At 49.8% G+C, this 25,369-nt stretch carries 23 protein-coding genes; 13 read left to right on the forward strand and 10 right to left on the reverse strand.

Annotation, left to right across the window (positions count from 1 at the left end):
- Positions 1–64: 64 nt before the first annotated feature.
- Genes J2X05_RS11930 through J2X05_RS11940 form a run of 3 tightly spaced genes read left to right on the forward strand, consistent with a single transcriptional unit; the run spans position 65 to position 2,795 of the window.
- Positions 65–976, forward strand: coding sequence for an alpha/beta fold hydrolase (locus J2X05_RS11930; RefSeq protein WP_310072719.1), 912 nt, complete (start codon positions 65–67; stop codon positions 974–976).
- Positions 973–2,031 (forward strand): sensor histidine kinase, encoded by a 1,059-nt coding sequence (locus J2X05_RS11935; RefSeq protein ID WP_310072721.1) that lies wholly within the window; start codon positions 973–975, stop codon positions 2,029–2,031. Before J2X05_RS11930 ends, J2X05_RS11935 begins: the two co-directional genes overlap by 4 nt.
- 38 nt (positions 2,032–2,069) lie before the next feature.
- Complete coding sequence (locus tag J2X05_RS11940) at positions 2,070–2,795, forward strand: LytR/AlgR family response regulator transcription factor (RefSeq protein WP_310072722.1); 726 nt, start codon at positions 2,070–2,072, stop codon at positions 2,793–2,795.
- 18 nt (positions 2,796–2,813) lie between these two features.
- Here the strand turns inward: J2X05_RS11940 and J2X05_RS11945 are convergent, their stop codons facing one another.
- On the reverse strand, positions 2,814–3,536 hold the full coding sequence (locus J2X05_RS11945) for an SIMPL domain-containing protein (RefSeq protein WP_310072724.1): 723 nt from the start codon (positions 3,534–3,536) through the stop codon (positions 2,814–2,816).
- A 132-nt stretch (positions 3,537–3,668) separates the two neighbouring features.
- Here J2X05_RS11945 and queG point away from each other — a divergent pair, with 132 nt between their 5' ends.
- The 6 genes from queG to J2X05_RS11975 all read left to right on the forward strand — a co-directional run bounded on the left by queG (position 3,669) and on the right by J2X05_RS11975 (position 8,542).
- Positions 3,669–4,787, forward strand: coding sequence for a tRNA epoxyqueuosine(34) reductase QueG (queG, locus tag J2X05_RS11950; protein WP_310072725.1), 1,119 nt, complete (start codon positions 3,669–3,671; stop codon positions 4,785–4,787).
- Positions 4,788–5,034: 247 nt separating this feature from the next.
- A complete protein-coding gene (gene gnd / locus J2X05_RS11955; protein WP_310072726.1) occupies positions 5,035–6,486 on the forward strand; it encodes a decarboxylating NADP(+)-dependent phosphogluconate dehydrogenase in 1,452 nt (483 codons plus the stop codon).
- A 146-nt stretch (positions 6,487–6,632) separates the two neighbouring features.
- Complete coding sequence (locus J2X05_RS11960; protein ID WP_310072728.1) at positions 6,633–7,007, forward strand: RidA family protein; 375 nt, start codon at positions 6,633–6,635, stop codon at positions 7,005–7,007.
- Between the two features lie 3 nt (positions 7,008–7,010).
- Entirely contained in the window at positions 7,011–7,409 is a 399-nt protein-coding gene (fos, locus tag J2X05_RS11965; RefSeq protein WP_310072731.1) for a fosfomycin resistance glutathione transferase, read from the forward strand.
- Positions 7,410–7,532: 123 nt separating this feature from the next.
- Positions 7,533–7,748, forward strand: a complete 216-nt coding sequence (locus tag J2X05_RS11970; protein ID WP_310072733.1) for a DUF4287 domain-containing protein — start codon at positions 7,533–7,535, stop codon at positions 7,746–7,748.
- Positions 7,749–7,942: 194 nt separating this feature from the next.
- Positions 7,943–8,542, forward strand: a complete 600-nt coding sequence (locus J2X05_RS11975; protein ID WP_310072736.1) for a GNAT family N-acetyltransferase — start codon at positions 7,943–7,945, stop codon at positions 8,540–8,542.
- A 95-nt stretch (positions 8,543–8,637) separates the two neighbouring features.
- Here the strand turns inward: J2X05_RS11975 and J2X05_RS11980 are convergent, their stop codons facing one another.
- The 7 genes from J2X05_RS11980 to J2X05_RS12010 are packed head-to-tail and all read right to left on the reverse strand — an operon-like array spanning position 8,638 to position 14,504.
- Positions 8,638–9,915, reverse strand: coding sequence for an MSMEG_0569 family flavin-dependent oxidoreductase (locus J2X05_RS11980; protein WP_310072737.1), 1,278 nt, complete (start codon positions 9,913–9,915; stop codon positions 8,638–8,640).
- Between the two features lie 21 nt (positions 9,916–9,936).
- Positions 9,937–10,224 (reverse strand): MSMEG_0570 family nitrogen starvation response protein, encoded by a 288-nt coding sequence (locus tag J2X05_RS11985; RefSeq protein WP_310072739.1) that lies wholly within the window; start codon positions 10,222–10,224, stop codon positions 9,937–9,939.
- Complete coding sequence (locus J2X05_RS11990) at positions 10,211–11,260, reverse strand: sll0787 family AIR synthase-like protein (protein ID WP_310072741.1); 1,050 nt, start codon at positions 11,258–11,260, stop codon at positions 10,211–10,213. The genes J2X05_RS11985 and J2X05_RS11990 overlap by 14 nt, the downstream gene beginning before the upstream one ends.
- 10 nt (positions 11,261–11,270) lie before the next feature.
- Positions 11,271–11,813, reverse strand: a complete 543-nt coding sequence (locus J2X05_RS11995) for an MSMEG_0567/Sll0786 family nitrogen starvation N-acetyltransferase (protein WP_310072743.1) — start codon at positions 11,811–11,813, stop codon at positions 11,271–11,273.
- Positions 11,788–12,912 carry an MSMEG_0568 family radical SAM protein gene (locus tag J2X05_RS12000; protein ID WP_310072745.1) on the reverse strand — a complete coding sequence of 375 codons (1,125 nt, stop codon included), beginning with the start codon at positions 12,910–12,912 and terminating at the stop codon, positions 11,788–11,790. Before J2X05_RS12000 ends, J2X05_RS11995 begins: the two co-directional genes overlap by 26 nt.
- Positions 12,913–12,924: 12 nt before the next feature.
- Positions 12,925–13,962, reverse strand: a complete 1,038-nt coding sequence (locus J2X05_RS12005) for a Nit6803 family nitrilase (protein ID WP_310072747.1) — start codon at positions 13,960–13,962, stop codon at positions 12,925–12,927.
- Between the two features lie 59 nt (positions 13,963–14,021).
- Complete coding sequence (locus J2X05_RS12010; RefSeq protein WP_310072750.1) at positions 14,022–14,504, reverse strand: MSMEG_0572/Sll0783 family nitrogen starvation response protein; 483 nt, start codon at positions 14,502–14,504, stop codon at positions 14,022–14,024.
- A gap of 303 nt (positions 14,505–14,807) precedes the next feature.
- Here J2X05_RS12010 and J2X05_RS12015 point away from each other — a divergent pair, with 303 nt between their 5' ends.
- From J2X05_RS12015 to J2X05_RS12030, 4 genes are all read left to right on the forward strand, one after another.
- Positions 14,808–16,712 (forward strand): sigma 54-interacting transcriptional regulator, encoded by a 1,905-nt coding sequence (locus tag J2X05_RS12015; RefSeq protein ID WP_310072751.1) that lies wholly within the window; start codon positions 14,808–14,810, stop codon positions 16,710–16,712.
- Between the two features lie 206 nt (positions 16,713–16,918).
- Positions 16,919–20,251, forward strand: coding sequence for a ligand-binding sensor domain-containing diguanylate cyclase (locus tag J2X05_RS12020; RefSeq protein WP_310072753.1), 3,333 nt, complete (start codon positions 16,919–16,921; stop codon positions 20,249–20,251).
- Between the two features lie 130 nt (positions 20,252–20,381).
- Positions 20,382–21,479 carry a DUF2817 domain-containing protein gene (locus J2X05_RS12025; RefSeq protein ID WP_310072755.1) on the forward strand — a complete coding sequence of 366 codons (1,098 nt, stop codon included), beginning with the start codon at positions 20,382–20,384 and terminating at the stop codon, positions 21,477–21,479.
- Positions 21,480–21,538: 59 nt separating this feature from the next.
- Complete coding sequence (locus J2X05_RS12030; protein ID WP_310072758.1) at positions 21,539–22,267, forward strand: alpha/beta fold hydrolase; 729 nt, start codon at positions 21,539–21,541, stop codon at positions 22,265–22,267.
- Here the strand turns inward: J2X05_RS12030 and J2X05_RS12035 are convergent.
- The gene (locus J2X05_RS12035; protein ID WP_310072760.1) at positions 22,247–23,791 is read right to left on the reverse strand and encodes a tryptophan halogenase family protein; all 1,545 of its coding nucleotides are present in this window, start codon (positions 23,789–23,791) and stop codon (positions 22,247–22,249) included. The genes J2X05_RS12030 and J2X05_RS12035 overlap by 21 nt on opposite strands.
- A complete protein-coding gene (locus J2X05_RS12040; protein ID WP_310072761.1) occupies positions 23,784–25,301 on the reverse strand; it encodes a tryptophan halogenase family protein in 1,518 nt (505 codons plus the stop codon). The genes J2X05_RS12035 and J2X05_RS12040 overlap by 8 nt, the downstream gene beginning before the upstream one ends.
- Between the last annotated feature and the right edge of the window lie 68 nt (positions 25,302–25,369).

Here is a 25,369-nt window from a genome sequence, read left to right on the forward strand (position 1 = left end):
TTTTTACACAGCTCATATAGTGATGTTGAGTTAATCAAACCAACCTCAGGATAAGGAGCAATATATGTTGTGTAAAAAAAATGGTGGACTTATGGCGGTCATGATCGCCGTACTGGTCTGCATGGTGTCAGCTAACCAAAGCCATGGTGAAACCTCATTACCAATCAAAGGTTCACTCTCCGTTGAAACCAAAGGCAGTGGCCCGGCGCTGATTTTTATCCCCGGGCTTAACAGCGGCAAGGAAACCTTCCGCGCTACCTGCGATCACTTCCAAAAAAATTACCAGTGTCATCTGTTGCAATTGCCCGGCTTTGCTGGTCATCCTGCAAAACCCGGCTTGCAACAGGATTTTTTAATCGCCATGCGCGACGAGATCCTGGCTTATATCAACACGCATAAATTAAAAAAGCTCACGCTGGTGGGGCACAGCTTAGGGGGTACACTCAGTTTGATGCTTACGCTGAAGGCGCCGGAATTGGTTGATAAGCTGGTAATTGTCGATGCGCTGCCGTTTTATCCCGCCATTCAAAATCCGGCCTTGACGGCCGAGTTGATGCGCCCGCAAGCGGAGCAAATGCGTGTGATGATGAACAACCAAAGCCAGGTAGATTATGAAAAAAATGCCACAGCCAATATGCAGGGCATGAGCAATAATCCTGCGCGCTTACCGCTTTTGATCGAGTGGAGTAAAAATAGCGACCGTGCAACCACCACCCAAGCGATGATCGCCCTAATGACCACCGATCTGCGCAATGATATAGCCGCAATCAAACAACCCACATTGGTGTTAGGTGCGTGGGCCGCATATAAAGCCTACGGGTCAACCAAAGACAGCACAGCCGGAATTTATCAACTGCAATATGCAAAACTGAAAAATGTTGATATACGTTTGTCCGATACTGGCTACCACTTCTTAACCTGGGATGATGGCGATTGGGTCAACCAACAAATAAGCGAATTTTTGAGCGCAAAATGAATCAAGGACACGTTACGAACTACCCGCGCCAGTATCTGCTGGCGCAAGGTTTTTTTTGGGGCAGCTATTTGCTGCTGAATATTATTTTTGCGGTGCTCTGGAATAGTTTTTCCAACGCGGCAATCGGCATTTTTGTCACACTATCATTTATGCTGTTATTCACCAGCCACCAATTGCGTGCACTCTATTTGCGCGGACAGTCGCAGCTCACTTTTTTGCGCACCTGCCTGCATTTAGGTTGGTTGATTCCGCTTGCGGCACTGACGATACAAATAGTATTACACCTACTGATTTATGCAGTTTTCGCGCTAGCGCCAGAACACAGCGCCGGCATTCACCCGTTTAGCGCCAGCAGTTTTGTTTTATATACGTTTAATACGGCATTTATGTTAGCGCTCTGGTCGATGCTGTATTTATTGCGCAGTGAATTTAAAAAACGGCGCGAAACAGAAATCGCCCACTGGCGCGACCAAGCGAAATTGCGCGAAATTGAATTACAGTTTTTGCGCAGCCAAATCAATTCCCATTTTTTATTTAATTCACTCAACAACCTGCGTGCATTAATTCTGGAGGATCCACACGCAGCGCGGAAAGGCTTGGCCGATTTAGCGACCTTGCTGCGCGGTTTATTGCAGGCTGAAGCGCATACCACCGTGCCATTGCGCGAAGAACTGGATTGGGTGCGCGGGTATCTCGCATTGGAAGCATTGCAATTTGAGCAGCGCTTGCAATACGAATTTGCAATTGATGATTCGCTACTGGATGCCAAAGTGCCACCACTGCTTGTGCAGACACTGGTGGAAAATGCGATCAAACATGGCATTGCCGGTCGTCGCACTGGTGGCTTGGTGAGCCTGCGAGCACAGCGACTAAATGACAGCGAATGGCAATTGGAGGTGGAAAACCCTGCTGCAGAATTACCCGCGCTACACCAAGGTAATGGCATTGGCCTTGCGAATGCGCGCGAACGACTGGCAATTGCCTTTGGCGAGCGGGCAACACTTGAATTGCAACTCGGTGAACACGTTGTCGCCCGAGTCTGCATGCCATTGTAAAAAAATGTGTCGCGCCCTAAAAAATTGGAAGAGTTAGCATGAATATAATCATCGTTGATGACTCACGCCTTGCACGCAAAGAATTATGCGGTTTGTTAACAGAGCATCCGCACTGTAACGTTATTGGGGAAGCGGGTGATGTTCAATCCGCACTCGCGCTTGTCAATGAGTTACAACCGGAATTTCTGCTGTTGGATATTCACTTGCCTGACGGTAGCGGTTTTGATTTGCTCGAACAATGCGATTACACCCCCAAGGTTATCTTTACTACTGCGTATGAACAACACGCGTTGCGCGCATTTGAAGTGAATGCGCTCGACTATTTACTAAAACCGGTAACACAAGAACGGCTGGCAATCGCGTTGGAAAAAATCGCACCGAACGCAGCCCGGCCGCATGCAAAAATGGAAACCACTCGCGCACCCAACCAGGCGTCACCGGAACATGTATTTATACGCGAAGGCGAACACTGCCACTTTGTAAAATTCCGCGATATAAGCCGCATCGCAGTTGAGGGAAATTACGCGCGCGTATTTTTCCATAGCCAAAGTGCACTATTGCCACGCTCACTAAATTATGTGGAGGAACGCCTTGAATCCAATACCTTTTTTCGCGCGAATCGCCAGGAAATAATTAATTTGAATTTTATCGTCCGCATAGAACCCTGGATTGGCGATGGCTTAATGATTGTGATGCAGGATAAAACTGAAGTAATCAGCTCGCGCCGACAAGCACGCGAGCTGAAACAGAGAATGGAGTTTTAAATCGTCACTGGCGGATATTTATTTCAACAGATAAACCACATACACCTGTGCACTGATTTTCATTACACCCGGCTCAAAAGGTTCCGCTGAATCGGCCATACGCATAGCGCCCACTTCTTTGGCAGAACTTCCCATCAACTGGCGATTGGGTGTCAATTCCCAGCGCTCATTGCCGCGATTATTAAATTCTGAAATAGACCAGGGCGCACCCAGTGTTTGCCCTTGCGATTTTGCCAAGCGACCAGCGCGGGCTTTGGCATCATCCATTGCCGCAGTTTGCACTTTTTCTTCCACGGCTTTTTTATCGGCTAGGGTTAAATTGGTATTGATGGTCTCGGAAATTTTGGCATCGACCAAAGCTTTCATCATCTCCGGATATTTTTTCAAATCGCGCAGATTGATATCCACCTGACGCGATACATTGTTGCCGGTCAATACACGTTGGTTTTCTTTGTATTCGTATTCGGGGCGGATATTTAATGCGGTAGTGGCAACATCATCGGCTTTGATACCAAATTTTTTGACGGTTTCAATGAGCAAACGCGAGCGCGCATCCACGTCGGCTTTCGCTTTGGCAAGATCAATATCGACGGTTTGGATACTGAGCGTAAAGGCCATCATATCCGGCTCGACCTCTATCTCCGCAGAGCCTTCAACGTATACGTGAGGCTGTGCAGGTAAGGGGGTTGCCCAAACACACGTACTTAACAGCAAGGCAGTAATAACCATCATTAACTTCATAACAAAACTCCTATGGGAAATGTGACCCCACTATAGCCGCCAAAGGTGAATATCACCCGAATCAAATGTTTAAAAATGTAACCCGATCTATTTTCGGGCAAAATGCCCAACTCACCCGCTAATGAGCCGCCCATGCCAGACCTCGATCTCCATCAACTTACCGCGAATATCAAACTCTGGGGGCGTGAACTCGGCTTCCAGCAAGTGGGTATTGCCGATATCGAGCTGGTGGATGCTGAAGTCCGCTTGCAGGAGTGGCTCGCCAGGGGCTATCACGGCAGCATGGAGTGGCTCGCCGCGCACGGCAATAAACGCTCACGCCCGGCGGAATTATTACCCGGCACTGTGCGCGTGATCTCTGTGCGGATGGATTATTTACCCGGCGATACGCAGCAGATAAAAATCCTCAAAGACTCAACCAAAGCCTATATTTCACGTTATGCGCTGGGGCGCGATTACCACAAGCTGATCCGCAAACGCCTGAGCGTGCTCGCACAAAAAATCGATGATGCACTGCCGGAGAAGTATCCGTTCAAAGGCCAAAACCGCGCCTTTGTCGATAGCGCCCCGGTCATGGAGCGTCCGCTCGCTGAAAAGGCCGGCTTGGGCTGGACAGGCAAACACACGCTGATCATCAACAGTGGTGTGGGCAGCTGGTTTTTCCTCGGCGAGATTTTTACCTTTGTCCCGCTGCCGATTGATCAACCCGAACAAATCAATCAGTGCGGTGAATGCACCGCCTGTTTAAAAGTCTGCCCCACCGATGCCTTCCCGCGCCCCTATGAACTGGACGCGCGCCGCTGCATTTCCTATCTAACCATCGAAAACAAAGGCAGCATCCCCGAAGAGTTCCGCGAACCCATGGGCAACCGCGTATTCGGCTGCGACGACTGCCAAGCGATCTGCCCCTGGAATAAATACGCGCAATTCACTGGCGAGACAGATTTTTTGCCGCGCCACGGTTTGGCCGATAGCGATTTGGTCGATCTGTTTAATTGGACGGAAGACGAATTTTTAACCCGCACCGAAGGCTCAGCGATCCGCCGGATTGGCTATGAGGGATGGCTAAGGAACTTGGCGGTGGGCTTGGGCAATGCTCCGAGTGAGGAGCGCATCATGGCCTCATTAACCGAAAAAAGACGGACTGCGAGCCCATTAGTGCAGGAGCATATCGATTGGGCCTTAACGCAGCAGGCCAAGCCCAATCGCCGCCGCAAACGCAAGATCCAACAGTTACGCCCCTCAAATTGAGCAAAACAATCACCAAAATAGCCATAAGTTTTCCCTCTTCAGCTGTTTTTTTGGCGCACAAACGGGAATAATACGCACCCCTTCAAGAGCGCAGCCGTTAGAGCAGCGCCGTTACATAGAAATCGGTCAATCACTGCTCCCTGGAATTTTTCAGGTCAGCATTCGGGTGACATTGGCGACCGGAACTGTCCTGTTGAATTGTCCGTGCGGGTCAGGACATCAACCACAACGATAGGCTATTACTACTATGAAACCACTTTCCGATATAGGCTTGGTTGGCTTGGCTGTGATGGGTGAAAACCTCATCCTCAATATGGCTAGCAAAGGCTATACAGTTACCGCTTACAACCGCTCAGTTGAAAAAGTAGACAGCTTCATCGCTGGCCGCGCTGCAGGCAAAACCATTCGCGGCGCCCGCTCGATTGAAGAGCTGGTGCAGTCACTCGCCAAACCACGCAAAATTATGCTGATGGTTAAAGCCGGTAAAGCAGTAGACGATTTCATCGAACAACTCATTCCGCATCTTGAAGCTGGCGATATCATCATCGACGGCGGCAACACCCACTTCCCCGATACCGACCGTCGCACTGCTTACCTTGAAAGCAAAGGCCTGTTGTTTATCGGCACCGGCGTTTCTGGTGGTGAAGAAGGCGCATTGACTGGCCCATCGATTATGCCCGGCGGCTCACCGGCGGCATGGCCACACGTTAAAGACATTTTCCAAAATATCTCCGCCAAAGTTGCAGACAACAGCCCATGCTGTGATTGGGTGGGTGAGAAAGGCGCAGGCCACTTTGTGAAAATGGTGCACAACGGTATTGAATACGGTGATATGCAATTGATTTGTGAAGCCTACCAAATCATGAAAGAAGTGCTCGGCATGAGCACCGACGAAATGCACGATGTATTTGCCGAGTGGAACAAAGGAGAACTCGAAAGTTATTTGGTTGAAATTACCCGCGACATTCTCGGCTACAAAGAAAATGGCGAAGCCTTGGTTGAGAAGATCCTCGACACCGCTGGCCAAAAAGGTACCGGTAAGTGGACTGGAGTTATCGCACTGGATTTAGGCGTGCCTCTCACCCTGATTTCTGAAGCGGTATTTGCACGCTGCTTGTCATCACAAAAAGACGAGCGCGTTCAAGCATCCAAACTAATCAGCGGCCCAGCGGTTAAATTTGACGGTGACAAACAAGCGTTCATCAATGATCTGCGCAATGCATTGTTCGCATCAAAAATTATTTCTTACACCCAGGGTTATTTGTTAATGCGCGAAGCTGGTAAAGAATACGGCTGGCATTTGAACTACGGTGGCATTGCCATGATGTGGCGCGGCGGCTGTATTATTCGCTCATCTTTCCTGAGCAATATCAAAGATGCTTTTGACAAGAATCCTGAATTGAACAACTTGTTGCTCGACGATTATTTCAGAAACACCGTAGAAGCAGCGCAAGCTGGCTGGCGTCGTGTTGCTGCAGCGGCGATTGTAAACGGCATCCCTGCTCCAACAATTACTTCTGCCCTGACCTACTTCGACGGCTATCGCACTGCCCGCTTGCCAGCAAACCTGCTGCAAGCACAACGCGATTACTTCGGCGCGCACACCTACGAGCGCACCGACAAACCACGCGGTGAATTCTTCCACACTAACTGGACCGGCCGCGGCGGCCACACCTCATCATCGACTTACAACGTGTAAGTTTTTAGATGTGGTGAGAGAAAAACCAAAACCCGAATCAGAAATGGTTCGGGTTTTTTGTTTAACGTCATTAATTCAAATAACGAGGCTTAATTATGCGTTCAATAATGATCTGTTTATTTGCAACACTACTGCTAGCAGGCTGTATGCAAACGGCTCCAACCAAAATTACACGCCATACAATTAACTCTTGGGAATCAGACATCGGTTACGCAGCAGTTGCCCAAACGGGAAACACTTACCACATCTCGGGGGTGACTTGCGGGGGCGCCAATTATCAGGAGGCGGTAAGTGTTTGCTATAAAGAACTTGGCGGAATTCTTGCCCGCTACCAGCTGACATCACAGAACGTGATTAAAGAAAATATTTATGCCTTGGATATTGAAGCACTGCAACAACAAATTCCTGAACGTAAAACGTTTTATGTAAATGGTCAATTTCCAGCGGCAACCTGGGTACAAGTTTCACGCCTTTATAGCCCTGAACACTTAATTGAAATTGAATTAATTGCAGTGAAATAAATCATGCTACGCGGCTTAAATCACATCACTATTGCAGTCGGCGACCTTGATACCTCTTTTGATTTTTACATCCAGCTATTGGGTTTTAAACCCCTCGCCCGTTGGGATGCAGGCGCTTATTTAAGTTTGGGGGATTTATGGCTCTGTTTATCTTGCGATACAGCAATCCCCAGCCAGGACTATTCGCATATTGCGCTCGACTGCGCAGAAGATAAATTCAATCTAATCGCCGCGCAATTACGTGAAGCTAAAGTGGTTGAATGGAAGCAAAACACCAGCGAAGGTGATTCTTTGTATTTCCTTGATCCCGACGGACATAAATTGGAAATTCACTGTGGGAATTTGCAAACCCGTTTGGACTCATTGAAAGAAAGCCCCTACAAAGGGTTGGTGTGGTTTTAACCGTCATTCCTCTTTTTGATAAAAACTAATCCAGCTGTCGAATTATCTTCGGCTCAATCGACTAGTAATGAAACTTGCGATTTAGCAAGCTTGATACATATCATCAAACTTTCGGAGACTCCAATGTCCAACACTGAAAAAGTAAAAGGCCCTGCATCCTATTTCCCGTCCATCGAAGCCAAATATGGCCATCCAATTGAGTATTGGCTCAAGCAACTCTCTGCGCAAAAGCAGATGAAGCACATGGAGATGGTTAATTGGTTGAAGCAGGAACATGGGCTAGGGCATGGTCACGCCAATGCGCTGGTTGCTTATTTTCGGGATAAGGAAACGTTGTAGTCGTAGGTTGCTGGTGAGCTTGCGAACCGCAACACTCACCATCACAAACGGCACATTGTTGTATTTGCACGTAAGAATAACAGCACACGAATTGGGTATTGGTGGTTGCGGGCATATGGTCATGTTGCGGTTCGTTCCTCACCGGCAACCTACAGTCACAACAAATAATTCATCGATAAAATTAGAGGGATACCATGAACAACCCCTGGCTTTACGAAACCACATTAAAAGGAAATCTCGTTACCCTCGCTCCATTAAAACGCGAGCATACCGATGCACTACTTGCAGCCGCCAGCGATGGCGAATTATGGAACTTGTGGTTCACATCCGTTCCCAGCAGCAACTCTATTGGTGCTTATCTTGATCAAGCGTTTAAAGATCAGAGTGACGGCCGCGCGTTGTTATTTGTGGTGATTGATAATGCCACGCAAAAAATTATCGGCAGTACACGCTATTGCAATGCAGACACACTGAACAAGCGTGTGGAGATTGGTTATACCTGGTACGCAAAATCGTTTCAAAGAACCGGTATCAATACTGAATGCAAATATTTGCTGCTGACTCATGCACTTGAAACGCTCGATGCAATTGCCGTTGAATTTCGCACTCACTGGCACAATCACGCATCGCGCGCAGCGATTGCGCGGCTGGGCGCCAAGCAGGATGGGATTTTACGCAACCACCAGAAGAATGCGGAAGGCGTTTATCGGGATACAGTGGTGTTTTCGATTATTGATCAGGAATGGCCTTGCGTTAAAAAGAATCTGGAATACCACATGAGCCGTCCTGCCTAGTAAGCCCAAGCAATCGCACAGATATAAAATCTAATAACGAAGCAAAAAGCCGAATCAGAAATGATTCGGCTTTTTATTATATCGCCCAGTAACCATCACGCACTGACTTTCATATCCTTGTGTTGCGCAACCATCACTTCGCTTAAATATTCTGCATCGCGCCCGACCTGATAAAAACGGCCTGAGCCCCAGGTGTGCATCCAGTTCAAACCAATAAAATACAAACCGGCAGTATCGGTGACGCCGCGTTTTTGTTTGGGGTGACCCGATTCATCAAAGACCGGCAAATTAATCCAATCAAAACGCATTGCGAAACCGGTAGACCATACCACTGAGTTAATACCGGATGATGCAAGTTCAAGTTCGGTCACGATATCTGGTAAATAGTCGCTGTGGACATTGTCGTCCTCAGGAGCCGCAATGCCATTTTTCTGAATATATTCTTCAATACTTTTTACGATGCGTGCAGCAACTTGATCGGCGTAATCCAGATTTTGTTTTAAATCGTCTTTAAAAAATAAGCGCTCACCATCGGTGTCTTTTAACACGCCGTACAGTTTCATGCCTTGCTCGGCAAAAATACGCAGATTCAAATCGCGGCCACCATCGCGACCAGTGACGTAGTGATTGGTGGAGTGAACTGCATTTTTTCCATCGGGATGGGTTTCCAATGTGGTGGTGTAATAGCCCATATCGTCTAGCCAATTCACCACATCCCTGCCGCGATAGCGACGGTTGACGCGCGGCGCTGGGCCAACGCACAAATGCACCTTGCGCCCAGCCAAATGCAAATCTTCAGCGATTTGGCAGCCCGATTGACCAGTGCCCACTACCATCACTTCACCCGGTGGAAGTTGGGCGGGGTTTTTATAAAAATTGGAATGCACATGCGCGATATGTGCTGGCATTTTTTTGGCGAGTGTAGGAATACGCGGCTCGTGATAACTGCCGCAAGCGATTACCACCTGATTGGCAGTGTAAATAGTGTCAGCCGTAACAAGGGTAAACAATTCGCCATTTTTACTGAGCGAGATAACCGGGCTGTTAAAAATAATCTGTGGATTGAAAAAAGCGCGATAGCTTTCCAAATAGTCCACGATTTCGTCCTTTACCATAAATCCATCCGGATCATTTCCCCGATAGGGAAATCCCGGCAACTGGCATTGCCAATTGGGTGTGACCAGACAAAAGGTATCCCAGCGCTGGTTGCGCCAGTTATCGGCAACCTGGCTGGATTTTTCCAAAATAATATTGTCGATTCCCTGCTGTGAGAGACAGTAGCTCATGGACAGCCCCGCCTGCCCAGCACCTATAACAATCGCGCTGTGATGTTTGCGCAGTGGGGATGAGTGAATATTTGCTGCCATGTTCATACTATTTCCTATAACAATAATTTAATTAACGTGCGAGACGCGTACATCGCCAGCAATTTCTTGCTCGCGTAAAAATTGCAATTTGCACTGGATTCTTTCCAGCTCACCGCTGGCGGCAGTGCAGTAATAACCAAAGCGTTGATACACTCGCTCGGAAGCGGCGTTGAGCGCAGCCTGAATGCGCTCATCAAATTCGCGCTGACTGTATTCGCTGCCCGCCGTTAAATGTTCACGCACTATGGTGGAGGGCGAGTAGTAAGTGACTTTATCGCCGTCGGGCCAGATCACATTAAAATTAACCGAGGGCATGCTTGCCTCCCATGGCGGTCAGTGGTTGTTGGTTAACATTCCAAAATTCGGCGGTGGCGCCGAGGTAGTCGAGTTGGATTTTTCCATCGCTGGTGAAGCTCCCAATAGGCGCACAACTTAAATGTGAGTGCTGAAAATAATTCAGCAGAGCCGATACTTTTTCTGGTTCCACCGCGAGCAAAAAACCAAAGCTTTGAAAAGCGCGCAGCCAACGCAACAAATTCCCTTCAGGGCGCGGGATTGCACTTAAATCCAACAGGGCACCGCAACCGGTTAATTCCAACATCATGATCAAGGTGCCAAGCAAACCACCGTTGCTAATATCTTTTGCAGCAACGGCTAAATCCGCCTCTGCCAATTCCGCCGGTACATTCCACTGCGCGCGAATCTGTTCCGGTGTTTTACCTTGCACGCAACCCCAGTAGGGCAAATCGCCGTGCCAGCTGCCGGTTAAATCCGTCAACATAAATAAACGCTGACCGGGTTTGATGTGATGGCAGGACAGCAATTTTTTCGCCTGCCCGGTAATCGCCACTGCGAGGTGCGGCGTAAAACCTGGTTGAATGCTGCTGTGGCCACCCGCAAAATGAATTCCAAACACATCGCAGGCGCGCTTCATGTGTTTTAATAAAATTGCGCTGGCTTCTTCATCGCTATGCCAATAAGCATTGACGATTGCGGTTGGCCTGCCGCCCATTGCGGCTATATCGCTGATATTGACCATCACCGACGACCAACCTGCTGAACGCGGATCATTGCGCACAAAATCCGGCAACATGCCTTCCATCGCCAGCAGCTGAAAGCCCTCTGCCGTTTTAAATGCAGCGCAATCATCACCTGGCATTGCGTAGCGTTGTTCAAGTGTCAAATCGGTTTGGTCGCCGCAAAAACTGGCAGCAATTTTTATCGCTGTTTTTGCAGAAATTTCTGGAAGTGCACGCAGTTCGTCGCACAGCGAATCCAATTCACTTTGTTGGTGATGCCCCCAACTGCTGCAGGCGGATTTTTTGTTTTTGACGGTTGCAAGGCTATTCATCACCATCACCTCAACTCAAATGCCTTGGCATAAATGGATATTGCTCCAACTCAGCTTGCATACGCACATGAGGTCGCCCCGCCACTTCAATAGTGCCCAGGGTTTGCCAATGCACTGAGCGAAAATAAGTTTCATTTTGTGGCTGCACGTTGGCGAGAAAACGTGTGCAACCTGAATCTTTTGCGCGCGATACCGCTTCATTAATCAAGGCTTTGCCGATGGATTGATGACCGCGATAAGCGCGTGCAACACACAAGCGGCCGCCAAACCAGAGATTGTCGTGTTCATCATCGACTTGGTAAATACGCACCGCTCCCACAACGTCATCGGCCACTGCACAGTTAGTTGCGAGTGCAACAATGGCAATCGCACGAAAGTCCTGTCCGTCTTGTTCGTTGTCTGGCAGGATTTGTTGCTCCTGCGCAAACACCGATTTACGCAGTGCAAAATAACGCTGCTTCTCCCATGAGCTTTCCGCGACTTTCACTTGAATATGTTGCGAGCGGAAATCGGTAAACTGTTGGTCATCAAACGCATACTGCAGCCGGGCCATGAGCCACCTCCTGTTCGTAACTTTTGAGTGATGAGCAGGCACCGCACTTCGCGCAACCTGCTTTAAGTGAATCTGATTGAATACCTGCACGCACCAGTGCGGGACCAAGTTCGCGAAATAAGCGATCAAGCATTTCTGCACTCGGCATAGGGTGATGCTCCAGCGGCGTACCCGCGACGGGCACAAACGGAACCACGAAGGGATATACACCGAGCTCAATTAATTGTTTGCTCATCGCAATAATTTCACCCTCGGTATCGCCCAAGCCCGCAAGAATATAAGTGCTGACATTGCCGCGCCCAAATACCGCAACCGCCGCTTTAAAAGCCGACATGTAACGGCTGAGTGGCACTGTTGCTTTGCCCGGCATAATATTTTTGCGCACGCGTTCGCTCACCGCTTCAAGATGCATTCCGAGTGCGTCCACACCGGCATCTTTCAATCGCTGAAACCACACATCATCATCGGGCGGCTCGCATTGCGCTTGAATGGGAATATCCACTAGCGCACGCACCGCTCGTGCAGATTCGACTAATACTGCCGCACCGCGATCCAATGTTTTGGGTGTGCCGGTGGTCATAATCATTTGGGTTACGCCATCCAACTCCACCGCTGCGCGCGCAACTTCGGCCAATTGTTCTGGTGTTTTGTGCGCGATGGTTTTTCCGTTTTTTAACGACTCTTCAATCGCGCAAAATTGACAAGAGGTATCGCGGTTGCGATAGCGTACGCACTCTTGCAACACGGTAGTCGCGAGCACATCTTTACTGTGCAAGGTGGCGATCTTCCAATAGGGAATACCGTCGCTCGTCGTTAATTCATAAAATTTCGGACGCCCCGGCATAGCGGCTTTTGCAATTAATTTTTCGTTTTCAAATATCAATACCTGCTCGTGATTCGCATCCGCTTTGGCACTAAACGGTGAGCGCTTCACCTGCTCGTTAAACACGGGAATCATGCTGGTCTGGCTCACAAAATCGAACGCCTTGTGATCCGTCGGTCCGGCACCGCCTGCGCGCGTTAAGCCAAGATTTTTTTCATCGACCCAACGCAACCCCTGAGTTTGGATTTGCGTTAATTGCTGACTGCTCAGTGCCATGACCAGAATCCTCTAATTGCTTGCGCTGGAGAGATGAGTATTTGCAACAGCAGACACCAGCATTAAACCCGTAGCGCTTTCATCCGACGATTTTTTCTCATTCGCTGCGCTGGGTTTTTTCAATGGATGGGTGTGACTTGTTGGTGTTTTATCGATTAGTAAGCTCAATAATTCGGGACGACTGTAGTGCCCCACGGAATCCATCATGCGTTTGCGTTTGTTGATGAGATTAAAATCCAATTCAGCGATGCACGCGCCTTCACCTGAATCGCTGCGCAAGGGCGTGCCGAGTAATTTTCCTTCTGGCGAAACAATTGCGGTAAAACAGCCGCCGCTAATTGCAGCGATTGGCCCGCCGGTATCAGCAACAATTTGCGCTTGCTGCTCCGGCGTTAACCAACCGGTGGCATTCACCACAAAACAACCGGACTCCAAAGCATGATGGCGAATCGTAGCTTCAATTTGTTCGGCAAAAATTTCACCGACTAATGAGCCGGGAAACATGCTCACGTGAATTTGTTCGCGGTCCGCCATAAGCGCGTAACGCGCGAGCGGGTTGTAATGCTCCCAACAAGCGAGCGAACCCACGCGGCCAACGGCGGTATCTACTGCGCACAAACCAGCGCCATCGCCCTGCCCCCACACCATGCGCTCATGAAACGTCGGTGTAATTTTTCGGCGATGCTGCACAAGCTCGCCATCGGCATCAAACAACAATTGCGCGTTGTAAATAGAACCGCCATCGCGCTCGTTGATGCCGACAGACACCACCATCTTTGCTGCTTTGGCAGCGGCAGAAATTTGCTGCGTGTAAATAGAGGGCACCTCTACCGATTCTTGCATCAGCAACAAATGCTGTGCGCCCATCGCGCAGGGTGCCTGGATAAATGAAAAATACGGGTAGTAAGGCACCAGAGTTTCTGCGAACACTGCCAGCTCGACTCCTTGCTTGCCGAGATCTGCAATTAATTCGCAAATTTTATTTACAGTGCCGGCGCAGGAGTAAAGCACCGGGCTGCACTGGACGGCAGCAGCCACGACTTTGTTCATAGGTAACCCTGATTGTGTTGAGTGTTAATGAAAGAACAGGTTAAACATCAGCAAAAAAATCAGGTCGTCCAGGTGTGAACAACAAACGCATTTTCACGTCGCATCAACAATTGCAGATCCATCACATCGAGCGGATTGATAGGACGGATACCTTCGATCAAGGCTTTTTCGGTTTGCCCATAAAGCGCTTGCAAAGCAAAACGGCAGGCGTAGACCTCGCCACCTTCTGCCATAAAGGCTTTCAGTTGCGCGTTGTAGGCGAGGTGACCGGGGAAAGCTTCCGCACCCAGTGTTGGGAAACCGCGCTGCACCCCCAACAACACGCCTGGGCCGTACAACAGGATTTTGGTTTCAAAGCCTTTGCGCAAAATGCGTTTGGCTTGCAGCAAATTCACCAGGCCAATCGAGCCTTCAAAGGCCACGGTATGAAAGGTCAGTAGCGCTTTTGCGCCGGGTTCAGCTTGCACATCCTCAAACACTTTTTCTTCGTAATCGACCAGAAAGTCACCGGTTTGATAATGGGGGATATCCACGACTGGCATAGCTGTTTCCTCAATGTTGGTAGTGCGATAGACGCGGTTGGGTTGAGCGACTTCGGTTAAGTCGTACTACCCCTATTGCGATAGGCGTACCAGCTTTGAAAGAAAACACCGGAAAGCGAGCATGTAACTTTTTTATTTAATCAATTCAATGAGTTAAATCAGAAAAAATATAGGCACTGAGGAACCTGAGCACACACGGGCTTAAAAATTCACAACGCAATTGCATAGTAATACTCAAGTGCGTAGCATTGAGTTACGCACTTGAGTAGAACCATATGCCACTTCACCCAAGAGAAAACCTTCATGTTTGATGCTGATTCATCTGAAGAGTGGGGCCGCCTCGCCTATTGGATGCGCAATGCCGCGTTTGAGCAGTGCCCCGAACCGCTGATGCTGCTCGACCCGCTGGAAAACAAATATATCGACTGCAATATCGCGGCCACGCAGATGCTGGGGTTTGATCGGCAAGACATTCTGAAAATGCCCATCTCTTACATCCACGGACGCGAACTGGGTCAGTTAATCGTTTTTACGCAAGAGGCATTGCAGCGCGGTCACGCCAAAAGCAAACGCATTCCCTGTCGATTAAAAAACGATATGCATATTCCGGTGGAGCTATCGGCGTCGCGCACAGTGATTAAAGGGCGCGAATATTTGGTGGTGTCGATTAAAGATATTGATTCTGAAGAGCGCCAGCGCGATAAAGCCGATGCCGATCGCCTCGCCCGCAACGGCATTCTGGAATGGAAACATTTGCAATCGATTTTTCAGCAAGGCGAGCGCGATAATTTATTAATGCTCACATCCGTTGGCGACGGCATTTATTGCGTGGACACCAACGGCCTTTGCACTTTTATCAACCCCGCCGCGAAACGTTTGCTGGGCCGCACTGATGGCGATGTGCTCGGGCAAAATATTCACTATGTACACCATCACACCCACGACGATGGAACTCATTATCCGGTTGAAGACTGCCCTATCTATGCCGCCATTCGCGATGGCGTGGTGCACGAAGGGATTCAGGAAGTATTTTGGAAACAGGACGGCACGCCCTTCCCGGTTGAGTTCACCAGCACCCCGATTATTTCTGGCGGCAGCATTATTGGCGCCGTGGTGGTGTTTCGCGATATTAGCCAGCGCATGGAAACCGAAAAACAATTGCGCGATGCGTTAAAAGAAGTGAGTGAATTGAAAGCCCGCCTTGAAGATGAAAACGCCTACCTGCAACAGGAAATCTTAATCGAGCAGCGCTACCACGGCATTATCGGTGAAAGCACCGCCATCAAACGCATCCACCAACAAATTGAATTAGTAGCGCAAACAGAAGCCAACGTATTAATTACCGGCGAATCGGGAACCGGCAAAGAATTAATTGCGCGCGCGATTCACGATGCCAGCAATCGCAAAGACAAGCCAATGATTCGGGTTAACTGCGCCGCAATTCCGCACGAATTATTTGAAAGTGAATTTTTTGGCCACATTCGCGGCGCATTTACCGGCGCGGTGCGCGACCGCATTGGCCGTTTTGAATTGGCCAACGGTGGGACTTTATTTTTGGATGAAGTGGGCGAAATTCCACTCGAACTACAAAGTAAATTATTGCGTGTACTGCAAGAGGGGCAATTGGAGCGAGTGGGTGAAGAAAAGACCCGCAACGTGGATGTGCGCATCATCGCCGCCACCAATAAAGATTTGAAAAAAGAAGCCGAGGCGCATCACTTCCGCGAGGATTTATATTTTCGCCTGAATGTATTCCCTATTCACTCGCCCCCATTGCGCGAGCGCGGAAACGACATCACTCTGCTTGCCACTCACTTTCTTGAGCAGGCGAGCCAAAAGTTCAGCAAAAAAGAGTGCAAGCTGCGGCAGAGCGATCTCAAACCCCTGCTGACTTACAACTGGCCGGGCAATATTCGCGAACTGCAAAATGTGATGGAACGGGCGGCAATCACTTCGCATCAGGGTCGCGTCACCATCGACCTGCCGCTCACAGCATCCGCGACCGAAATGACCATCGCAAAAGAATTACCAAGTGAGACAGGCATTATCGGCGATGACGAAATGCAGGAGCGGGTAAAGCGCAACATGCTTGCAGCATTGGAGCAGTGCGATTGGAAATTGTTTGGCGATGATGGGGCAGCGGCTTTGCTGAAACTAAAACCCACCACCCTGGCATCGAGAATAAAACGGCTGGGCCTGAAGCGATAACACGCATCATTGGCTCCTAACTAGCCTTGCGCCTTTTTGAGGCCTGCAGCCCAGCGGCAAAACTGTACCGCCCGCCTTACAAAATCCACCAAGTCCGCTAGCACCTGCTATAACTAAACCAGCTCAGCCAAACAGAGCCGCGCCCGAACATGCAAGGTGTGCGGTCGGCTAGCAGGACGCCCACCACTACAGCTAACGACATAAAAATGAATAAGAGCTTGGTTTTACTCCTGACAATTGCCATCGCGCAGTTTGCGCTGATCCCTGCCAGCTATGCGGACAATACGGCCGCAGCATCTGACTACCCCAAAAAAATCCACTTTCGCAACATCATGCAAAACCAGGATATTGCGCTGGGTGAGGTGGAATCAATTATTCAGGATTACCAAGGCTTTATCTGGCTGGGTGGGCGCAATGCGCTTTTGCGCTACGATGGCTACGAGTTTTTGCCTATTCCCGCCGCCAAGGACCCGGCGAATGTGACCGATACAGAACCAGTCAATCAGGTATTGGAATTGCTGGAGGACAAACAACAAACCCTTTGGGCGGCGACCCGCTCGGGGCTGTATCGTTATGATCGCGACCATGAGGTTTTGCTGCCGGTCAGTATTCCAGGCAACTTGCTGAACGAGGGAGGGGCGATTAATGCGATTGCCGAAAGCCTTGCGGGCGATATCCTGATTGGTACTGCCAACGGCTTTGGCATCCTCAACCAGGTCAACGGCAACGTAGAAGTGTTAACCCTGCAAAATGGTGGCCTGCCAAGCAATCCGGTCAATGACATAGTGGTGGAGAAAGACAATCTTATTTGGCTGGGGTTGGATACCGGTTTAGCGCAGCTGGATCTGGTAAGCAGAAAAATCACCTTGCATATTCCCAAGCCGGAAAACCCCAAATCCACACTGGAAAACAGCATCAGGACCGTGGCAGTGGATCACTCAGGAAGAATCTGGGCGGGCAGCGACAACGGCATTTATCGTTTGGATAGGGTGACAAACCAATTCACTCATTACCAACACAAAGCCAACGACCCAACCAGCCTACCCAATAATTTTTCCTGGCAAATTTATGTGGATCGCAATGGTTGGATATGGACGGGGAGTGATGGCGGAGGCTTGAGCCTGTACAACGAACCGCACGATAACTGGATTCTGTTTGACCGGGGCGACGGTGGTGCGGGCAAGCTAACCAGCAATACCATCCGCCGTATTTATGAGGATCGGATTGGCGACCTCTGGATAGGCACCTATCCCTCAGGTGTACATATTTATGATCGCTCCAGCGCAGCAATCCGCGTTTATCAGAAATCGATCATCGCGAACCAGGGGCCAATGGACAATAACGTCGAAGCGCTGGTGGAAGATAAAGAGGGCAACCTCTGGATAGGTTCCAATGGTGTTTCCCGTTTTGATCCCACCACTGATTTATTTACCCACTACCAGCACACCACCGGTGAAGATTCGCGCGTAGGCACCACCGCCATACTCAATGGCACTATGGATTCCCGGGGCCATTTATTATTTGGTACCTGGGGTGCGGGGGCACAGCAATACAATCCCACCACCGATCGCTTCGATACACTTCCGGTGGACCCGGACCAAAGTAAACGTGGCGAGCAAACCGGTCGCAAATTAAATGATTTGATGGTGTGGAATATTCATGAAGACCGGCAGCAAAACCTCTGGTTCGGCACCCATTACAACGGTCTCACCCATTTTGATCGCAAGACCGGGACTTACCATTTTTATCCTCACAGTGAGACCGGGCCACAGAGCGTTTCCAGCGCAGTCGTTTGGGTATCCTACGAAGATTCGCAAGGGCGCTTTTGGGTCGGGACCGCATACGGTTTAAATCTGTTGAATCGCACTGACGGCACCTTTAAACGCTACCTGCCCGACGCCGATAATCCACGTAGCCTGGCCAATGGCTCAGTGCTCGCCATTCGCGAAGATGGTAAAAAGCGCCTATGGTTTGGCACCGATATGGGGCTTCACCTCTACCACCCCGACACCGACGATTTTACCCGCTACGACACCAGCCACGGATTTGCCGATCAGGGTATCCGCGCCATCATTGAAGACCGCCACGGAATTTTATGGTTGGGCACCAATAACGGTGTAGTACGCTTTGACCCGGATACGCTCGCCGTAAAAAACTACACCCGTTTTAACGGCGAGCTAATTGGCGGTATTGCCACGGGCGCTGCGTTGGTAACCCATTCGGGCCTGCTGGCATTTGGTTCGCGCAACGGCTTGTATTTCTTTGATGTTGATAAGCTCGAAAGCAACCAAAACAAAATACCGCCTGCGGTTGCGATTACAGATTTCCGCTTATTCACCCAGAAAGTTGCGATTCATGGTGCAGATAACTTATTAGAAAAGGTAATTACCCAAACCGACAGCATCACGCTGGATTACACCCAATCGATGATTTCATTTAGTTTCGCCGCTCTAAATTACCGCGATACAGAAAAAAATCAGCACGCTTACAAACTTGAAGGCTTTGATAATGATTGGCGTGAGGTTGGTAACCAACGCACGGCGTTCTATACCAACTTGCCCGCAGGCACTTATCAGTTTCGGGTGAAAGCCAGTAATAACGATGGCGTCTGGAACGAGCAAGGGCGCAGCATTCAGGTGACTGTGTTGCCACCACCCTGGAAAACCTGGTGGGCCTACAGTATTTACGCCGCCACCATCATCGGCATGCTGCTATTGTTTGTGCGCAGCCAACACCAAAAAGTGCTGATCGCGCGCAAGATCAGCCGCGAGTTGGAACAGAAAGTCGCCGAGCGCACCGCTGAATTACAGCATAAAAATGCTGAGTTGGAAGGTGCTTACGCACAGCTGGAAGCGATCAGTTTGTCCGACCCACTCACTGGATTAAATAATCGCCGCTACTTACAAAAATTAATTCCGATGGACATCGCCAAAGTCCAGCGCGAATACGCACCGCCAACACCCGATCGCCAACCGCGCAAAAATACCCGCGACCTCACATTTTTTATTCTGGATGTGGATTTTTTTAAATCCGTTAACGATACGCACGGCCATGCGGCAGGCGATCAATTATTGGTTCAGCTTTCAGATGTGCTGACCAAAATCTGTCGCGAATCCGATTGCGTGGTCCGCTGGGGCGGCGAAGAATTTTTAATTGTGAGCCGCTTTGCCGACCGCGATGAAGCACCACTTATGGCCGAGCGAATCCGCAACAGTATCGAGCAGTATAATTTCACCTTGCCCGATGGCGGCATCCTGAAAAAAACCTGCTCGATGGGTTATGCCAGCTTCCCCTTCTTGCCCGAGCAGCCTGCAACCTTATCCTGGGAGCAAGTGATCGATATCGCCGACCGCGCGCTTTACGCCGCAAAAAAATCGGGACGCAACCGCTGTGTTGGCATTGCTGCCAATGCCAAAACGATTATCAACACTAATAAAGACCGTTTGTATCTACGCATCAGCAGCAATCTTCCAGCCATGATCGAGAACAATGAATTAACCGTGATCTCAACAACCGAGAAATCATTAGTGTGGGATTGATTGCCCCCAATCCCGTCTAAACTGGCGTTCCCGCTCTTGTGCGCCTGTGCCGTCACAAAACTGTAAAAAACCAGCACACCAAAAACCGCTATGCTTTGGGAAACCAAGGATTTATCGCATCGGCATTCACATGACCAACCTGAACCACACGCCACCTGACGTAACCGCAACGGGCGATATCACCTCATCCTCATTGCGCAGCGCTGAATTACGCAAAGATTTCAAACAAAAAATTCCTGAACTGCTACAACTTGAACGCTTGATGCGCGAACACAACAATCTTCTGCACGCCAACTGCGAAGCAAAATTGTATTACGAGAATATGGAGTTTCCACTCTATTCACTTACGCTCGGTTCGCGTGCACCCAACGCACCTACAATGTTATTTACTGGCGGAATTCACGGCATTGAGCGGATTGGCAGCCAGGTATTGATCGCCTGGCTACAAACGCTGTTGGAGCGCTTGCAGTGGGATGCAGGTTTGCAGCAGCAGTTGCAACAACTGCAATTAGTAATTGTGCCGATTATGAATCCGGTTGGCATGTATTTAAATCAGCGCGCCAATGGTAATGGGGTAGATCTAAACCGCAACGCGCCGATTGACGCCGAAGGCCCCGTGCCCCTGCTCGGTGGTGGCCATCGCCTCGGACCGTTTCTGCCCTGGTATCGCGGGCGCAAACGCGGGCAAATGGAAGCAGAAAATATCGCACTGGAACAAGTAATCCAGCGACAAGTTTTTAATCGACCTTTTGCGGCAGTACTCGATTTGCATTCAGGATTGGGCATGCAAGACCGGCTTTGGTTTCCGCACGCCTATCGCAAGAAACCAATAGGCAATATTGCCGACTATGTTGCATTGAAAATGCTGTGGGAGCGCAGTTACCCAAACCACACCTATCTATTTGAACCACAATCGATTCATTATTTATCCCATGGCGATTTATGGGATTATTTTTATTATCAGTCGCGCGCGCAAAACCAAGCGCACTTTTTACCGCTCACATTAGAGATGGGTTCCTGGCTGTGGGTGAAAAAAAGTCCGCGCCAATTATTCAACATGGCAGGATTATTTAACCCACAAATTCAGCATCGCCATACGCGGGTGCTGCGCCGCCATATTGTGTTGCTGGATTTTATGTTGGCTGCCACACTCAATCACCACAACTGGTTGCCCGATGAAAAACAAACCGGGATATTAAATCAAACGGCCAAGAGCCTGTGGTTTTGAAAAGTGCGGTTTTGAAAAGTGCGGTTCTGAAAAGTGCAGTTTTGAATGAGCATCGAATTGTGAAAAAACATTTGGTTTTATTGCGCGGCCTTGCGCGCGAAGCGGCGCACTGGATGGACTTTCCCCAGAAACTGGGCAGTGACTGGACTATTCATTGCATTGATTTTCCCGGCTGCGGCAGCCAGTTTCAGCAGCCAGCGCTGGCGTCAATCCAGCAGATGACCGACTACGCGCGCGCGCAAATCAGCGCATTACACATATCCCAACCGGTTTATGTGATCGGCATTTCCATGGGAGGAATGATCGCGCTGAATTGGGCCCAGCAATTTCCGCAAGAGCTTGCCGGCACAGTTCTGATTAATTCAAGTGCGGGCGATCAGCCCCTGCACTGGCGTTTGCGCCCGCGCGCCTGGCCGGCGATTATCGCTGCGCTCTTATTACCCATTCGCTGGCGCGAACACCTGGTGTTGCGTCATGTCAGTAATAACCGTGTGAATTTCAATACCCATTTGCAGCGGTGGCTTGCGATTCAAACGCAACATCCGGTTTCGCGCGCAACCATCATTAGCATGCTGGGTGCCGCTGCGCGATTTCGCCCGCAGCAAGGTTGCACGGTGCGCGGATTGATTATCGCCAGCGCGGGTGATCGCTTTGTTAATTGCAACGCAAGCAAAGACCTCGCACAGCGATTTAATTGGCCATTGCAGCTGCATCCGGATGCGGGTCACGACTTACCAATAGACGATCCCGATTGGCTCTGCCAAGCATTAGGAGCCTGGCTCAGTTAATTTTCTGTCATTCATCAACAGCGCTTTATGTAGCGGAAAATTCAGCGCACAGCCCTCAACAAAATTAGCGACTTCGCATTCGCGATAAAGATCACCTTTGCCCAGCCCGGGCTGATTAGGCGCAAGCGGCGGGAAAGCCCCGTAGCCTGCCAGTAGACAATGCCAGGATGCGGCATTGAAGGCGGGTTTGATTTTTCGTTGCGCAAATTCCGCCTCCAGATCACCGCAGCGAAACCACACATCCAATAATTGCAGCAAGGATTCGGGCATGTGTTTATTGTCGCGGTTCGCGCGCCAATAACCTGCGTCGTCCCCCGCGCCATTAACCAACCCACGCGTGTTGAGTTTGTAATGCGCGAGAATGTAATCGCGCACGCCTTCAAAATGATTATTCACTGTGCGATTAAATTGTTCGCGCCCACCACAGGTGAATTGATGCTGGTCCAGCGCATCGATTAAAGCTTCAATCGTCAATTGCACCAAATGTAATGCGGTGGCTTCCAGCGGTTCGATAAACCCTTGCGACAATCCCAAGCCAACGCAATTGTAGGCCCAGTGTTGCTCCAATTGCCCTACACGCATTTTCAGATGACGGCACTCCTGCGCCGAATCACTCACCCCCAGGTGCGCGCGAAATTCTGCTTCCGCTTGATCTTTACTAATAAATTGACTGCTATAAACATAACCATTTCCGCTGCGGTGCATCAGCGGAATATGCCAACACCAACCTGCAGTTAATGCTGTAGAGCGGGTCTCCACCGGAAAATGTTGCGCTGCGGCACTGGGCATAACCACGGCGCTATCGTTAAACAATTGCTGTGCGTAAGAGCGAAACGGCACGCCCAAACCCTGTTGCATTAACAGCGAGGCAAAGCCCGTGCAGTCGATAAAAAAATCACCGTCAATCACATCGCCAGCGCGGGTTTGTAGCGCGCTAATATCACCCGCGTTATTGCGCAGCACCTGTGCGAAGGTTGCCTGGCGATGCACTACACCGCGCGCTGCAGCAACCCGCGCCAGATAGCGTCCGAGCAATTGCGAATCAAAGTGATAGCCGTATTCCATGTGAAAGGGAAAACTTTTTGGTGCAACCGGCGCTTTGCCTTGCCGCGCCAATTCACCATTAACAAAAAACCGCTCAGGCTCCGTTACCACATTCAGACCCAGACGACGTGTGCGGCAATTGGTAAAAAATGCGCGCTCGTTAAAAACATCCGGTTGGGAATAAAAGGGGTGCGAATAATCGCTCACGCCGGAGGCGGGGCTCCAGTCAACAAAGCGAATATTGGTTTTGTAAGTCGCCTGACATTCCGGCATCCATTCGCGCTCGGGAATGTCGAGCGTTTTAAAAAAACGTTTCAACGAGGGGGTAGAGCCCTCGCCCACACCAATAATAGGAATTTCCGGCGCTTCGATTAAGGTTATCTGGACTTGTTCACTCGGCCATTGTTTAGCAAATAAATTCGCTGCCATCCAACCAGCGGTACCACCACCGAGGATTAGGATGCGCCATGGTTTATCCACCTTGGGTCACCTCGCGCGTGACGCCTGCATACTGAAATAAAAAATCGTCATGGGTTGGCAATTGCGCAAGAGGCTTGCGCTTGGCCGTCGCAATTTGCTCAAGCATCGCGCTCAATTCACTGGCGGGAGGCAAATCAGCACTGGGGTGATAATCGCGCGGCACGATTCCCTGCCCCAGCATGACTTGCAGCCAGGAAGAATCGAGAAAAATATCGCCTGCATCATTGACCACTGAGCCAGTCTCGCGAAACAGCGCCATTTTGTGTGCGAGCCGTTCCGGAATCGGCATGTTGCGTAAATACCGCCAGAAGTCGTTATCGTCACGCTCGTTCAAGTGGTAATGCAAAATAATAAAATCGCGCACGGTTTCGTATTCGCGTTTTGAGTCCTGATTGTATTCATTAACCTGCGCAGCGCTGAAACCTGCATTGGGAAAATTTTTGGCGAGGCGCACTATGGCTGATTGGATTAAATGAATACTGGTGGATTCAAGTGGTTCCAAAAATCCGCTCGACAGGCCAACGGCAATAACATTTTTATTCCACTGTTGCAGTGTCCGCCCGGTTTTAAACTGAATGGGTTTGGGATCGGCAAGCGCAACTGAATCAAGGTTGTTCATTAAGATATGCGCAGCTTCATCGTCACTTAAATACTGCGAGCTATAAACCAATCCATTGCCGTTGCGGTGGGTCAGTGGAATTCGCCACTGCCAACCCACCTTATGGGCGATGGCGCGAGTATAAGGCAAGGTTTTTTCAAAGCGCTGCGAGGGAACTGCCAGCGCGCGATCACAGGGGAGCCAATGTCCCCACTCTTCGTAACCGGTACGCAGCGCGCCCTGAATCAGTAAGCCGCGCATACCGCTGCAATCGATAAATAAATCGCCCGCAATTTGCTGACCATTTTCCATCTGCAAGGATTCAACAAAGCCGGAATCCGGATTGATTTTTACCGAACTTATTTTCCCCTCGGTGCGCACCACACCAGCCTGCTCGCTCAACTTGCGCAGATAGCGGCCATAGAGGGCAGAATCAAAATGATAAGCATAAGGGAGTTGGTAGAGCGGATCTTTGCTATTAAATTTCCCAAACACACCTGCGTTACAACACAGGTAATTTAAATCGAATTCCCACAGCGCAGCGGAGCTCAAACCCTGCTGACGCGCGCGCAACCAATAGTGCTGGAATGAACTGTAGCCAAGGGTAGTTCCCGGCGCACCGAAGGTGTGAAAGTAGCTGTCGCCGCGCTGCTTCCAGTTATCGAAACGTATGGCCATTTTGATGGTGGCCCGGGTCTCGCGCAGAAACTCTGCCTCATTCAAGCCCAGTACCGCATTGAAGGTTTGTATCGGCGGAATTGTTGCCTCACCCACACCGATGATACCAATTTCCTCTGATTCAACTAATTCAATTTCAACGCGCTGCTGCAACATTTTTTTTAACAGTGCAGCACTCATCCACCCCGCTGTACCGCCACCTGCAACAACTATTTTTTGGATTGGTTTATTCATTGGTTCGCAATTCCTTAGGCTGCGCGTAACGGCGTCGCTATGGGTTAATACCAAGCCAGTCACACTAA

This window comes from Cellvibrio fibrivorans (assembly GCF_031457055.1).
Lineage (GTDB): Bacteria > Pseudomonadota > Gammaproteobacteria > Pseudomonadales > Cellvibrionaceae > Cellvibrio > Cellvibrio fibrivorans.

Coding starts and splice junctions, on each gene's coding strand:
- J2X05_RS11930 (WP_310072719.1), top strand. CDS start 65: ATGTTGTGTAAAAAAAATGGTGGACTTATGGCGGTCATGATCGCCGTA.
- J2X05_RS11935 (WP_310072721.1), top strand. CDS start 973: ATGAATCAAGGACACGTTACGAACTACCCGCGCCAGTATCTGCTGGCG.
- J2X05_RS11940 (WP_310072722.1), top strand. CDS start 2,070: ATGAATATAATCATCGTTGATGACTCACGCCTTGCACGCAAAGAATTA.
- J2X05_RS11945 (WP_310072724.1), bottom strand. CDS start 3,536: ATGAAGTTAATGATGGTTATTACTGCCTTGCTGTTAAGTACGTGTGTT.
- queG (WP_310072725.1), top strand. CDS start 3,669: ATGCCAGACCTCGATCTCCATCAACTTACCGCGAATATCAAACTCTGG.
- gnd (WP_310072726.1), top strand. CDS start 5,035: ATGAAACCACTTTCCGATATAGGCTTGGTTGGCTTGGCTGTGATGGGT.
- J2X05_RS11960 (WP_310072728.1), top strand. CDS start 6,633: ATGCAAACGGCTCCAACCAAAATTACACGCCATACAATTAACTCTTGG.
- fos (WP_310072731.1), top strand. CDS start 7,011: ATGCTACGCGGCTTAAATCACATCACTATTGCAGTCGGCGACCTTGAT.
- J2X05_RS11970 (WP_310072733.1), top strand. CDS start 7,533: ATGTCCAACACTGAAAAAGTAAAAGGCCCTGCATCCTATTTCCCGTCC.
- J2X05_RS11975 (WP_310072736.1), top strand. CDS start 7,943: ATGAACAACCCCTGGCTTTACGAAACCACATTAAAAGGAAATCTCGTT.
- J2X05_RS11980 (WP_310072737.1), bottom strand. CDS start 9,915: ATGAACATGGCAGCAAATATTCACTCATCCCCACTGCGCAAACATCAC.
- J2X05_RS11985 (WP_310072739.1), bottom strand. CDS start 10,224: ATGCCCTCGGTTAATTTTAATGTGATCTGGCCCGACGGCGATAAAGTC.
- J2X05_RS11990 (WP_310072741.1), bottom strand. CDS start 11,260: ATGAATAGCCTTGCAACCGTCAAAAACAAAAAATCCGCCTGCAGCAGT.
- J2X05_RS11995 (WP_310072743.1), bottom strand. CDS start 11,813: ATGGCCCGGCTGCAGTATGCGTTTGATGACCAACAGTTTACCGATTTC.
- J2X05_RS12000 (WP_310072745.1), bottom strand. CDS start 12,912: ATGGCACTGAGCAGTCAGCAATTAACGCAAATCCAAACTCAGGGGTTG.
- J2X05_RS12005 (WP_310072747.1), bottom strand. CDS start 13,962: ATGAACAAAGTCGTGGCTGCTGCCGTCCAGTGCAGCCCGGTGCTTTAC.
- J2X05_RS12010 (WP_310072750.1), bottom strand. CDS start 14,504: ATGCCAGTCGTGGATATCCCCCATTATCAAACCGGTGACTTTCTGGTC.
- J2X05_RS12015 (WP_310072751.1), top strand. CDS start 14,808: ATGTTTGATGCTGATTCATCTGAAGAGTGGGGCCGCCTCGCCTATTGG.
- J2X05_RS12020 (WP_310072753.1), top strand. CDS start 16,919: ATGAATAAGAGCTTGGTTTTACTCCTGACAATTGCCATCGCGCAGTTT.
- J2X05_RS12025 (WP_310072755.1), top strand. CDS start 20,382: ATGACCAACCTGAACCACACGCCACCTGACGTAACCGCAACGGGCGAT.
- J2X05_RS12040 (WP_310072761.1), bottom strand. CDS start 25,301: ATGAATAAACCAATCCAAAAAATAGTTGTTGCAGGTGGCGGTACAGCG.